This is a genomic window from Chryseobacterium sp. (genome assembly GCF_022712095.1).
Classification (GTDB): Bacteria; Bacteroidota; Bacteroidia; order Flavobacteriales; family Weeksellaceae; genus Chryseobacterium.
The window spans coordinates 1-12,734 of sequence record NZ_JALAHD010000007.1 but is presented as its reverse complement, the minus strand read 5'-3'; the positions used below and the strand labels follow the sequence as shown (position 1 = coordinate 12,734).

At 35.9% G+C, this 12,734-nt stretch carries 9 protein-coding genes; 2 read left to right on the top strand and 7 right to left on the bottom strand.

Annotated elements, in window-relative coordinates:
• Positions 1 to 21: 21 nt before the first annotated feature.
• From recG to Q0A18_RS00205, 6 genes are all read right to left on the bottom strand, one after another.
• Entirely contained in the window at positions 22 to 2,106 is a 2,085-nt protein-coding gene (recG, locus tag Q0A18_RS00230) for an ATP-dependent DNA helicase RecG (RefSeq protein WP_292008152.1), read from the bottom strand.
• 87 nt (positions 2,107 to 2,193) lie between these two features.
• Complete coding sequence (locus Q0A18_RS00225; RefSeq protein WP_292008151.1) at positions 2,194 to 2,727, bottom strand: thioredoxin fold domain-containing protein; 534 nt, start codon at positions 2,725 to 2,727, stop codon at positions 2,194 to 2,196.
• 36 nt (positions 2,728 to 2,763) lie between these two features.
• A complete protein-coding gene (locus tag Q0A18_RS00220; protein ID WP_292008150.1) occupies positions 2,764 to 4,275 on the bottom strand; it encodes a peptide MFS transporter in 1,512 nt (503 codons plus the stop codon).
• 76 nt (positions 4,276 to 4,351) lie between these two features.
• A complete protein-coding gene (locus tag Q0A18_RS00215; protein WP_292008149.1) occupies positions 4,352 to 6,064 on the bottom strand; it encodes a peptide MFS transporter in 1,713 nt (570 codons plus the stop codon).
• A gap of 128 nt (positions 6,065 to 6,192) precedes the next feature.
• Positions 6,193 to 7,848 (bottom strand): peptide MFS transporter, encoded by a 1,656-nt coding sequence (locus Q0A18_RS00210; protein ID WP_292008148.1) that lies wholly within the window; start codon positions 7,846 to 7,848, stop codon positions 6,193 to 6,195.
• Between the two features lie 146 nt (positions 7,849 to 7,994).
• On the bottom strand, positions 7,995 to 10,124 hold the full coding sequence (locus Q0A18_RS00205) for a S9 family peptidase (RefSeq protein ID WP_292008147.1): 2,130 nt from the start codon (positions 10,122 to 10,124) through the stop codon (positions 7,995 to 7,997).
• Positions 10,125 to 10,242: 118 nt separating this feature from the next.
• On the opposite strand from Q0A18_RS00205, the gene Q0A18_RS00200 reads away from it, so the two are divergent.
• Together Q0A18_RS00200 and Q0A18_RS00195 are read left to right on the top strand one after the other, a co-directional pair.
• Complete coding sequence (locus Q0A18_RS00200) at positions 10,243 to 10,716, top strand: hypothetical protein (protein ID WP_292008146.1); 474 nt, start codon at positions 10,243 to 10,245, stop codon at positions 10,714 to 10,716.
• 13 nt (positions 10,717 to 10,729) lie between these two features.
• A complete protein-coding gene (locus Q0A18_RS00195; RefSeq protein WP_292008145.1) occupies positions 10,730 to 10,924 on the top strand; it encodes a DUF6496 domain-containing protein in 195 nt (64 codons plus the stop codon).
• A gap of 63 nt (positions 10,925 to 10,987) precedes the next feature.
• Here the strand turns inward: Q0A18_RS00195 and glgP are convergent, their stop codons facing one another.
• A complete protein-coding gene (gene glgP, locus Q0A18_RS00190; RefSeq protein ID WP_292008144.1) occupies positions 10,988 to 12,649 on the bottom strand; it encodes an alpha-glucan family phosphorylase in 1,662 nt (553 codons plus the stop codon).
• Positions 12,650 to 12,734 lie beyond the last annotated feature (85 nt).

The window sequence follows — 12,734 nt, the reverse complement described above, 5'->3', positions numbered from 1 at the left end:
TTTTTTCTGCGGTTTTTTATTTTAGGAAATCTTACTCCACTTGTTTTTACCCTTATAGTATTTCACATAGTAATTTTTAATAACCAGATTTTCTGTTCTGCTTAGAAGGGGATCGACTTCGAGAATTCTTTCTACAGCTTTTTTAGTGATTTTTATAATGTCAGAATCTTTGGCCAGATCAAGTTTTTTAAAGTCAACCACTCCGCTTTGCTGGGTCCCTAAAATATCTCCCGGGCCTCTCAGCTGCATGTCCACTTCAGATATTTTGAATCCGTCATTGGTTTCGGTCATTGTTTTGATTCGGGTTCTGCTTTCCGTAGTGAGTTTGTCTGAGGTCATAAGAATACAATAGCTTTGTTCAGCCCCGCGTCCCACACGTCCTCTGAGCTGATGAAGCTGAGAAAGTCCAAATTTTTCCGCACTTTCAATAACCATTACAGAAGCATTGGGAACATTCACCCCAACTTCAATAACTGTGGTGGCTACCATAATTTCTGCTTTACCGGATGCAAAATAATTCATTGCAGCATCTTTCTCGTCAGGTTTCATTCTACCGTGAAGCATAGTGACATTATACTCGGAGAAATAATCCATAATGTGTTCCAGACCTTCCATAAGATTTTTGTAATCCAGGGTTTCAGATTCTTCAATCAGGGGATATACGAAGTAAATCTGTCTGCCTTTTTCAATCTCATCCTTACAGAACTGATAAACGGTAATCCTGTCTTTTTCTCTTCTGTGTGCTGTAATAATAGGTTTTCTTCCTACAGGCATTTCATCGATTACCGATACATCAAGGTCAGAATAAAAACTCATGGCAAGAGTCCTTGGAATAGGAGTTGCGGTCATGACCAGAATATGAGGGGGAATTTTGTTTTTAGCCCAAAGTTTAGCCCTTTGTGCTACACCGAATCGATGCTGTTCATCAATAATCGCCAATCCCAGATTCTTAAATTTAACTTTATCTTCAAGTATCGCATGAGTTCCTACTAATATGGAGAGTTCTCCGTTTTCAAGTTGTTCATGTATGATTTTTCTTTCTGAAGCTTTGGTAGAACCTGTTAAAAGACTTACTGTAATACCTGTTTCGTCTAACAAATCCCTGATAGAATTGAAATGCTGCTGAGCCAGAATTTCGGTGGGAGCCATCATACAGCTCTGAAAGCCATTATCCATTGCTATAAGCATCGTAAGAAGAGCCACCATAGTTTTCCCAGAACCTACGTCACCCTGTAAAAGACGGTTCATCTGAATTGGTTTCCTCATATCCTGACGAATTTCCTTAAGTACTCTTTTTTGAGCATTAGTGAGTTTAAAAGGAAGCGAATTTTCATAAAAACCGGTAAAATAATCACCGACTACAGGGAATGGATTTCCAAAAGATTGGGTTTTATGGTGAAGCTTTTTAAGTCCGAAGCCTAGCTGAAAGAAAAAAGATTCTTCAAATTTTAAACGGGTATCCGCTTTCTCAAAATATTCAAGGTTTTTGGGAAAATGAATATTAAGATAAGTATTCTGACGGGAAAGAAACTTCATGGATTTGATCAGGTAATCCGGTAAGTTTTCTTCAATAAGATTCGGAATTTCCTTACAGATGCTACTTAGAATAGCCTGAAAGAATTTCTGGTTTAATCCACGTTTGGTCAGTTTTTCAGAACTGGGATAAATAGGTCTCAGACGATTATCAGTCTCTTTTTTTTCCTCAATTTCTATCTCAGGATGAGGCATAGAAAACTGATTGTTAAAAATATTGATCTTTCCGAAAATAAAAATTTCTTTATTTACGGGAAGTTGCTCTTTCATCCATTTGGAGTATTGGAACCATACAAGATCCATTGTTCCGGTTCCGTCATTGAATTTTGCGGATAATCTTTTAGTTCTTCCCGTCTGAATTTCCTGAAGCTGAATGATCTTACCTTTAAGCTGAACTTCAAGATTGGTTTCCCGGAGTTGAGAGATCTGATAGACTTTGTTCTTATCCAGATAACGGATAGGATAGAAATGGAGAAAATCTTCCACAGTAGAAATTCCCAACACATTTTTAATGAGTTTGGCTCTTTCAGGTCCGATTCCTTTGATATATTCTATAGAAGTGTCTAGGGTCATTAAGAATAACGACTAAGTTACAAGAATTACAAATTTCGGGAATTATAATCAAAAAAGCTTCCAAAATCTGAAAGCTTTTTTATGATGTTAATCTTTTATTTTTGATTTGAATTTTTTCTGATAATCTTCCCACTGCTGGCGGGTTTTAATTTTCTTATACATCCCATTAGACATGAGTTCAAGGTAAGGTTCCAGTTCCTTTGCTGATAATTCGCCCTGTAGAAGAGTTATCGGATTACCTGATTCGTCCAGAAAAACAGTGCTTGGGACAGCTCCTACATTCATGTATTGCGTAAATTCATGCAAAGAGTTTCTTCCTTTTTTTTGCAAAGTATTAGGATTAGAAAACTTTCTTCCGAAAGCCTCAATGGTCTTTTTGTCTTCGGCATTAAATTTTACAGGATAATAATTATCATTAAGCATTTTGGCAATTACTTCATGACCGTAAGTTTTTTTATCCATAATCTTACATGGCCCGCACCAATCTGCGTAAAAATCAATAAAGATCTTTTTAGGATGTTCCTTCTGCGCTTTCAGCGCATTTTCTATGGTCATCCATTTTACCTGTGCAAAACTTAAACTTAACCAGAACAAACATAGTATGCTTATAACCTTTTTCATAAATGATTTTTAACAATAAGCATATATGCTTATTAATTATTTAACTTCCTGCATGAGTTTTTTCACAAGTGGTGATATCAAAATTAATACCACTCCTGCAATTAACGCATAAATAGCTAATTGTTTATAACCGTTAGTATAAGTAATCAAAGCATCATAATTGGAAGAGCCTGATTTGGCTGTTGCCATACTTGCTCCTATAATCCCGGCAACGTATTGTCCGTAGGCAGAAGCTAAAAACCACATTCCCATCATCATCCCCTGTAAATTCTTGGTAGAAAGCTTTGTCATTATAGATAAACCTATGGGAGACAGACAAAGCTCTCCAAGGGTGATAATCAGTAAGGCTATAGTGAAAAAATTCAGTGAGGTAATTCCTGCGGCATTGGCAAAAAGTTTTGTTGCAAATAATGTATAATATCCAAGACCAAGGAAAATAAATCCTAGGCCGAATTTAATGATGGTGTTCGGCTCTATTTTTTTCTTATTCAGCCATATCCACAATAATCCGATTAATGGAGCAAGGAAAATAATGAAAAATGCACCGCCGGAATTATTGACACCATTAGGATCTAATCCTAAAAGGTCTTTATTCAGATTTTTGGCGGCAAATATACTCAGTGAACCACCGCTTTGTTCATAAATTCCCCAAAACAGAATAGAAAATAATATGAAAACTAAGGCTGCCCAAAGCTTTTTGCGTTCTGATGAAGTTACCTTCGTCATTTCATAAAATAAATAGATAAGTGTTAAAGGACCGATAGTCCACATAAAATAATCTGTATAATCTGTTTTTGCGACCATTACCATAATAATAGGAACAAAAACCAGAGACAATACATAAACTCCGTATTCTTTCCATTTTGCGATAGGAGCTGTTTTGATTTCAGATAGAGGGTGTCCTGGCTGAAGACCGATACTTCCGAGACTCCTTTGTGTGAAAACAAAATTGACCAGACTTATTACCATAACGATAGCCGCTAATCCGAAAGCAACGTTCCAGTGTAAATTTTCAGGAATAAGATGATCAAAAAGTTCTCCTTTTCCTATAGCAATACATAGGTAACCACCTAATAATGCACCCAGATTAATTCCTGCATAGAATAAGGAAAATCCGGCATCGGCCCGTGAATCGTTAGGCTTGTACAATTGTCCTACCATAGAGGAAATGTTTGGTTTAAAGAAACCTGTCCCAACTACTGTGAATGCAATCCCGAGAAAGAAAAATTTGTGCGGATCAGTTGCCAGAATTAAGCTTCCTATAATCATTAAGAGACCTCCCCAAAAAAGAGATTTCCGAAAGCCTAAAATTTTATCTGCAAAAAGGCCTCCTACAAAGGTAAAGGCATATACAAATGCCTGAGTAGCTCCATATTGGAGGTTAGCCTCTTTTTCATGAAAATTTAATTGAGATATCATAAAGAAAACAAGCATTCCACGCATTCCGTAGAAGCAAAAACGTTCCCACATCTCTGAGAAAAATAGACTCCAGATTTGTTTCGGATATTTACCTTTAAAATTCTGGATTTCGTCAAGAGTTAAGCTCATTATAAAAATTTTGGTTTACGAAAATAAAAAAAACCTCTGACTTGGCGGAGGTTTTATAGTATTTTATAGAATGCCACTAGTTTACACCGTGCATCATTTTCTTCAATAAAGGAGATATTAAAGCTAAAATAACAGCAGCGATACCACAAAGAACTACGAATACCATGAAGAATTCAAATAGATTGTGAATTTCTACTCCTGCAAATGTCGGGTTATGTAAAGGTAACTGAGCTTTTTCAAAAGCTGCTACCTGATCAGTCGTTAACGTTACCTTTTTATCTAATACATCCTGAAGATTAACTCCTATTTTCTGAGCTGCCTCAAACTTATCTCCCGTTGCAGGAAGAATAGATCCCAATGTACCTGCTAATGCGTAACCTGCAGCATTGGCAATAAAGAATACTCCATAAAGTAAAGAAGCAAATCTCTTTGGTGCTAATTTTCCAACCAACGATAAACCGATGGGAGACAAACAAAGCTCTCCACAAGTTTGGATGAAATATAATAGAACCAGCCATTTAACAGCTAAAAGACCATGAGTTCCTAAATCTTTTACGTTATGAGCAATGATGAAATAAGAAAGAGCAATGATTGCAAGTCCCATTGCCTGTTTGAATGGAGAAACAGGTTCTTTTCCTCTGCTTCTTAGTTTATCCCAAAGAATACTAAAAGGGACCGCTAAAGTAACAACGAAAATCCCATTAAAGATTTGTACCATTGATGGTGGCATATTCCATCCAAAGAAATGTCTGTCTGTCTGGTTATCTGCAATGAAGGTAAGTGATGAACCTGCCTGTTCGAAAGCTGCCCAGAAGAAAATTACGAAGAATGAAACAATATAGATTACCCAGATTCTGTCTTTTTCTATTTTAGTTAAAGAAGAGTCGGACATGATTAAAAATGCTAATGAAATCCCACTTGCATACACTAAAGAATAAATAATATTCTGACCTAAAAAGAAGTGGAATGCAGAACATAAAACAGCAAATAGAACAACTGCTATCCCAATAGATTTTCCTGAAAATTTAGCAGACTGAGCTTCTCCTTCTTCAAAATCTTCTGCAGTGTTATTCTTTGGAAGTCCTCCGATAGGTCTGCCTGTTGGGGTTACAACATATTTATTTTTAAGGATAATAAAGATTACAGTACCTAAGACCATAGCAATTGAAGCCGCTAAGAATCCCCATTTAAAAGCATGGATATCTCTGATTCCGTCTGCGGATTTTACGTCTCCGATAATTGGACATATTAATTGACCTAAGAAAGCTCCTAAGTTAATTCCCATATAGAAAATAGTAAAAGCTGAATCAAGCTTGGACTTTTCCTGTTTTGGATAAAGGCTCCCTACCATTGATGAAATATTCGGTTTAAAGAAACCATTTCCAAAAATGATAACCCCTAAGGCAATCCACATGATCATTGTGGCTGTTCCTAAGCTGGAGCCAAATGTACTTGCACTAATGAAGAGTAAGAACTGACCAATAGCCATTAAACTACCTCCTACGATAATACAGTATCTGTTTCCTAAAAATCTGTCGGCAATAAATCCTCCTAACATTGGAGTAAGATAACAAAGAGCAAGAAATCCTCCATAAATAATAGATGCATCAGCTTCTTTCATCAGGAGAGAGTTTACCATAAACAAGGTGAGTAAGGCCCTCATTCCGTAGAAGTTGAAACGCTCCCACATTTCGGTTCCGAAAAGAACCCATAAACCTTTTGGATGTCTGGTGTTTTTATTCTCTACAAATTCATCCGCTTTTGGATTTAATGCTTCAAGATTATCCATATTTGTTTGTTAATTTTTGTTAAGACTAGCAAATATAGTTTTTTTTGGGTTTGCGACAAGGTTTTAATCTGATTTTAAATGAAAAAGCTGAGAATTAATTCCCAGCTTTTAGTTCCTATCAAAGAGGATTAATGTCCTTTTTCTTTCATGATTTTGTTTAATCTTTTCAGCATGGAAACTCCGAAAAGAGTAGCAAAAATTAATAATCCGAAATTTACTAGGAAATAATTCGCTTTGTTTTCATAGCTGTACCATGTACTGGCTAATATTCCGGACAGTTTATTTCCCACAGAATTTGCAAGGAAGAATCCACCCATCATCAATGCCGTGATCCTTGCCGGAGATAGTTTGGATACAAAAGAAAGTCCCATCGGAGAAAGACAGAGTTCTCCCACTGTGATCACTCCATAACTGGCTACCAACCACCAGGGAGAAACCTTTATAGCTCCGTTGTCTCCTGCCATTACAGCGAGAACCATAACTAAACATGATAATCCTGAAATAAATAATCCCAATACAATCTTCGTAGGAGTTAATGGCTCTTTTCCTCTTTTACGAAGGAATGCCCAGAATCCTACGACCAGAGGAGTTAATGCAATGACCCAGAACGGATTGATTGACTGGAATAATTCTGTATTGTATAAAAATACCTTTTTTTCAGGGTTCTGTTCCAATTCGGAACGTTGCTCAGGAGGAATATTCTTAAAATAGACATCTTTTCCGTTTTCTTTCAGAGGCTTACCTTCCTTATCTTTTTGAGATCGGAACTGATCATCATATACCGGAACTTCCTTGTTCTCATAACTTTTTCCTTCCACCATATAGATATTCTCCAAAGGCTTTTCTATAGATGCGGGAACACTCCTGTCCGTATAATAATTGGCCCATCTTGTTAAAGCTGTACCATTTTGTTTAAATACCGCCCAAAAGAACATACTGATCATAAATACAGATAAAAGTGCTCCGATGGCCTGCTTTTCTCCGGCTTTAGCCTTGAAATAAAGAGAAGCGTAGAAATAAATAACAGGAATACAGGCGAAAATAAATGCATCCGTATTATCACTACCAAATACCTCTCCCGGAATAAACCATCCTATGGCTCCAAAAATAATAGCAGGTAAGAAAACTTTCAGTAAGATTTCAGACAATTTGGTATCTCCCTCCTGTACAGGCTTCATTTGAGCCGCATGGATGTAATGCTTTCTTCCGATTGTGAAAATCACTAAACCTACTAACATACCTACACCCGCAGTAATAAAGGCTTCTCCCCATCCGAACTTATTACGCATGAAAGCGGCAATGATGTTACAGATAAAAGCTCCGATATTGATTCCCATATAGAAGATATTATAACCGGAATCCTTATTGGCTTTATAGGGTTCTTCAGAGTAAAGGTTACCCAGAAGCGTGGAAATAGTAGGCTTAAAGAAACCGTTTCCAATAATAATAAGTGCTAAAGAACCGTAAAATAAGGGTAAATCTTTGAATACTCCCATACCGATATATCCGGCAGCCATAAGAATACCCCCTAAATAAATGGATTTAATATAACCTAATACCCTGTCTGCTAAAAAGCCTCCGATAAATGGAGTTAAATAAGTCAACGCAATATAAGTTCCGAAAATATCATCCGCAGTTTTATCAGAAAGTCCTAATCCGCCTTTTAATCCATTAGGTTCAATCACGTAAAGAACAAAAATTCCGAGAATCAAATAATACCCGAACCGTTCCCACATTTCAGTGAAAAAGAGAAAAGGTAATCCTTTAGGGTGTTTAGTCTTCATATATCCAAATTTCAAATTTCCCAAAAATAAGTTTTTAATTTTAATTGATAAAATGAATTACTATCGCATACATTATTTGTTTCATAAATATAAAAATCCCTTTTCAGATTTCTTCAAAAAGGGATTTTAGGAATAGGGTATATGGATTATAAATTTTTAAGAAGGAAATCAGTCATTTTCTGATACAATTGAGGTCTTGTGTTTCCTCCATAAATTCCGTGGTCTTTATCAGGATATGCCATAAATTCAAATTGTTTTTTATTTTGAATCAAAGCTTCGGAAAGTTCCATAGAGTTTTGAAAATGTACATTGTCATCTGCAGTTCCATGGATTAAAAGGAATTTTCCTTTCAATAAACTTGCAAATTCAGTAGGAGAGTTCTTGTCATATCCATCAGGATTTTCCTGTGGAGTTCTTAAAAATCTTTCTGTATATACCGAATCATAATATCTCCAGTTCGTAACAGGTGCTACAGCAATCCCGGCTTTGAATATATCGGCTCCTTTTGTCATGGCTTGGCTGGCCATATATCCCCCGAAGCTCCATCCGAAGATTCCGATTCTGCTTTTATCAATATAGGATTGTTTACCAAACCATTGAGCGGCAGTGATCTGATCTTCTATTTCGTATTTACCTAAATTCATATACGTTACTTTTTTGAATTTGGCACCTTTGTATCCTGTCCCGCGTCCGTCTACACAAGCCACAATATAGCCCTGCTGTACGAGATGATTGAACCATAAAGCATTTCCGCCATCCCAGGAATTGGATACCTGCTGAGATCCCGGACCAGAATATTGATGCATAAATAACGGGTACTTTTTATTAGGATCAAAGTTTTTAGGCTTTAAGATCCAGGCGTTCATTTGGTCGCCGGCATCATTAGGAATTGTAATGAATTCTTTGGTTACAAAATTATCTGCCTGAAGCTTATGTAGAAGTTCATTATTATTTTGAAGTTCCTTTACGGTTTTCCCGTTCCCGTCTTTCAATACGTAAGTATAGGGTCTTGCAGCAGTAGAAGAGGTTTCAATAAAATAGTTGTAATTTTTGCTGAAGTTGGCTGAATTGTTTCCTTCCGGATTGGAGATCAGCTGAGACTTTCCGTTTTCGATATTGATTTTGGAAATAACTTTATTAATACTGCCTTTTTCAGTAGTCTGTACGTAGATTTCTTTGGATTTAGGATTATAACCATAATAATCTGTTACTTCCCAATTTCCTTTGGTCACCTGCTTTTTAAGTTTCCCATCCTTGTCATACCAGTAAAGATGTCTGTTTCCGTCTCTTTCGGATCCCCAAAGGAAAGAATCGTCTTCAAGGAATTCCAGTGTAGGGCTGTCTGTATCAATCCATTTATCATCTGTTTCTGTAAATAACTTTTGAACAGCCCCTGTCTTTGTGTTTACTTTTAAAATATCTGAAGCGTTCTGAATTCTTTCAGAAGTAATCAGAACAATTTCATCTGCTTTAGCTGTTTGAAAAACATTCGGGATATAATAATTTTTAAAAGAATTTAAATTTAATGAAGTGGTTTTTCCTGAATCCAGACGATATAGTAAAGCAGAAACTATAGAGTTTTTTTCTCCGGCTTTAGGATATTTGAAACGCATTTCAGCAGGATAGAGGTTTTTCCCGTAGATCGGAATATACATTTCAGGAACCTGACTTTCATCTGATTTTACGAATACGATAGCATCAGAGTTTTTGGTCCATTCGTACTGCCTTGCATGTCCGAACTCCTCTTCATATACCCAATCAGCCAATCCGTTAATAACTGAATTCTTCTTTCCGTCATTGGTAATTTGAGTGATCTTCCCTGACTGCAGGTCCTGGTAAAAAAGATTATTATCAGTGATAAAAGCAACTTTTGTAGCATCAGGAGAGAAACGCGGCTCTTGAACAGCTTTTCCATTGTTCAGATTTATTATTTTTCCAGATTTTAAATCTTTTACATCAAATTTCCCAAGGAAAGAATGTCTGTAAATCGGTTGACTTTCTTTAAGTAAAAGAATTTTAGACTCGTCCTCTGAAAATTCATAACTTTCAAATTGGCCATCTACAATATTTCCTTCTTTTTGAGAGGTCTTATACGAATATTTAGCTATACCATTCGGTTCGATGACCAGATAGTTTTCTCCATTTTTCATGGATGTTATTCCGGCAATACCTTTTCCACGGTAATATCCCGAGTATATTTTATCTAAAGTAATTTCCTGTGCTGTTAAGCTTTGAAATAAAACAGCTGCGGTTACAGTTAATAAGAGTTTTTTCATTTTTTTTAATAAAGAATTCAAATATAATCATTTTATCAAATGCATAAAAAAGCTTTTTAATTATATGTTTTGGCAAAAAAATTGAATGTATTATGTTAAATCAATTAAAATATTAATTATGGAAACAAATGCATACAACCAGAAACTAAACCGTTATGTGTTGGGAAACCAGATTGTATATACGGGTTTTTCCAGTTTTAAAGATGCAGAGGCTTGTGCACAGAAGAAAGGAGGTACATTAGTGGAGGTGGGTTTCAGGGATGGTAATGATAACCCTCAGATTACGGAAGAGGCAGGACTAATCGAAAAGAAACTCCATTATTATGTGTATGCAGGCGAAGAGTATAAATTCATTCATTCATCTGATCCGGGATTTAGAAAATATGCAGATGAATTACAAAAAATAAAGTCGAAGGAAAAAGGCTACAGTCCCGAAGAAAAGTATTTTGCCAACTTCGAAATTGAAAATACTGAAGATCCGATTATTGTGATCAAGAAGGACCATTTGGAATCGGTAACCTCCAGAGAGCGCTCAAAATATTTGAAGCATGCTAAAGTTTATGAAATAGGAGTATCCTTACCTAAATCTTAAAAAATATAATATCATGAGCACTACAAAAAAATATTCCAAAAAAGCTCAGGACAAAGTAGGAAAAGTAATGCACGAATATAAGGAAGGGAAACTGAAATCTTCCTCTGGTAAAAAAGTAACCAGTAGAAAACAGGCTGTAGCCATAGGAATTTCCGAGGCTAGGGAAGCAGGGATGAAAGTTCCCAAAGAAAAGAAGAAAAAAGATTAATTTCAATAAAAAAATCCGTGAATTTTCTCACGGATTTTTTTGTATATGTATAACTATTTATACTTAGTCTTTATTGTAAAGTAATTTATAGTACTCATCAGCCATTCTATCACTATTGAATTGTTTTTTAACATCATTCATAGCATTTTGCTGTATTTTTCTCCAAGCGTCCGGATTATCATAATAGGTTGGAATAATTTCATTTTCAAGGATCTCATATAATTTATTTAAATCATAGCTGTCCTGTTCGTAAACGCTCATATTTAAATAATCAGCCTTAGGAACTACAAAAGAGTTTTTTCCATGTTGGGCAAATTCAGGGATCCATCCATCATCTGTAGAAAGATTTACAGAACCGTTCATTGCAGCAGTCATTCCTGAAGTTCCTGAAGCTTCTCTCGGAACCCTTGGGTTATTAAGCCATAAATCTGAACCTTCTTTTAAAGATTTGCTTAAAGAAAGTTCATAGCCAGTTAAAACAGCCATATTTTTATGATTTTTGCTTTCCTCTACCAATGTATTGAAAGTAGAAATGGCAGCATAGTCCATAGGATAAGGTTTTCCGGCCCAGATGATTTGCACCGGATATTTAGGATTGTTCAGTAACCTGTAGAACCTGTCTTTATCATGTAAAAGAAGATCAGCACGTTTATATCCTGCAAACCTTCTTGCCCAGACGATTGTAAAGACATTCGGTTTAAATAAATTTCCTGTCTGATCTGCTACGATTTTGAAAAGTCTCTTCTTCAGATGTTTTTTACGGAAGTCAAATACAGTTTCATCATTTTCGTCTTTAGCCATATATAGGGTTTTATCCGCCCAATATTTAAACTCCTGTGCATTGGTAATAGAGGTAATTTCACAGATTCCCGGATACTTATTCCACATGGCTCTGGAAACCACTCCGTGAAGCTGGGAAACTCCATTAGCTATTTTAGCCATCTTTAATGCACAAAGAGAATGGTTGAAGCGGTCATCATCAGCACCTTCCAGGCTTTTTGCTTCTTCCATGCTCAACCCGGAAAAATAGGACATATCATAACATAACTTCAGGTTATGTTTTTCATTTCCGGCTTCTTCAGGAGTGTGGGTAGTGAAAACCAATTTCTCTTTTACTTTATTTAAGTTTCCATTATATTTTTTTAATAAATGGAATGCTGCCGGGAGCCCATGAGCTTCATTAAGATGATAAATATCTCTTTCGATATTCATTTCATCCAGCAGTTGTGCACCTCCTTTTCCTAAAAGAATATATTGAGCCAGCTTCGTAGATTCATTAGCGTCATACAGTTTATGGCAGATAGTTTTGGAAATGTGGTCATTTTCAGGAACATCCGTGGAAAGGAAAAACATAGGTGCAGTATTGAAAATTTCGGGATCCAGATACCAAACCTTCACCCATACAGGGGCACTGTGAATTTCAATCTGAAACTTTATACCTGTGTCTTCAAGAAAGCTATACATTTTTCTTGTCCATACAGGCTGTAAAGTCTGATCATGATTTCTTGCCTGATCATAATACCCAAATTTCCATAGAATACCTATACCAATCAGATCCTGCTTTAAATTATAAGCACTCCTCATGTGAGAACCCGCTAAAAATCCCAGTCCTCCGGAGTAAATTTTTAAAACCTGTTCTATAGCAAACTCCATAGAAAAATAGGCTACTTTCTTAGAATATTGCGGATCAACAGTATAAGGTATTTTAAAGTTTTTAAAATCCATAATCACAGTTTTATATTTCAAGCGGCAAAGGTATTAATTATGAAAATAAACTTTATGTTAATTATTTAATAAATTACTTTTTAAA

What these genes read in the sequence shown, in the direction of transcription:
- Q0A18_RS00225 (WP_292008151.1), bottom strand. Translation starts at nt 2,727, where the DNA reads ATGAAAAAGGTTATAAGCATACTATGTTTGTTCTGGTTAAGTTTAAGT.
- Q0A18_RS00215 (WP_292008149.1), bottom strand. Translation starts at nt 6,064, where the DNA reads ATGGATAATCTTGAAGCATTAAATCCAAAAGCGGATGAATTTGTAGAG.
- Q0A18_RS00200 (WP_292008146.1), top strand. Translation starts at nt 10,243, where the DNA reads ATGGAAACAAATGCATACAACCAGAAACTAAACCGTTATGTGTTGGGA.
- glgP (WP_292008144.1), bottom strand. Translation starts at nt 12,649, where the DNA reads ATGGATTTTAAAAACTTTAAAATACCTTATACTGTTGATCCGCAATAT.
- Q0A18_RS00210 (WP_292008148.1), bottom strand. Translation starts at nt 7,848, where the DNA reads ATGAAGACTAAACACCCTAAAGGATTACCTTTTCTCTTTTTCACTGAA.
- Q0A18_RS00195 (WP_292008145.1), top strand. Translation starts at nt 10,730, where the DNA reads ATGAGCACTACAAAAAAATATTCCAAAAAAGCTCAGGACAAAGTAGGA.
- Q0A18_RS00220 (WP_292008150.1), bottom strand. Translation starts at nt 4,275, where the DNA reads ATGAGCTTAACTCTTGACGAAATCCAGAATTTTAAAGGTAAATATCCG.
- recG (WP_292008152.1), bottom strand. Translation starts at nt 2,106, where the DNA reads ATGACCCTAGACACTTCTATAGAATATATCAAAGGAATCGGACCTGAA.
- Q0A18_RS00205 (WP_292008147.1), bottom strand. Translation starts at nt 10,124, where the DNA reads ATGAAAAAACTCTTATTAACTGTAACCGCAGCTGTTTTATTTCAAAGC.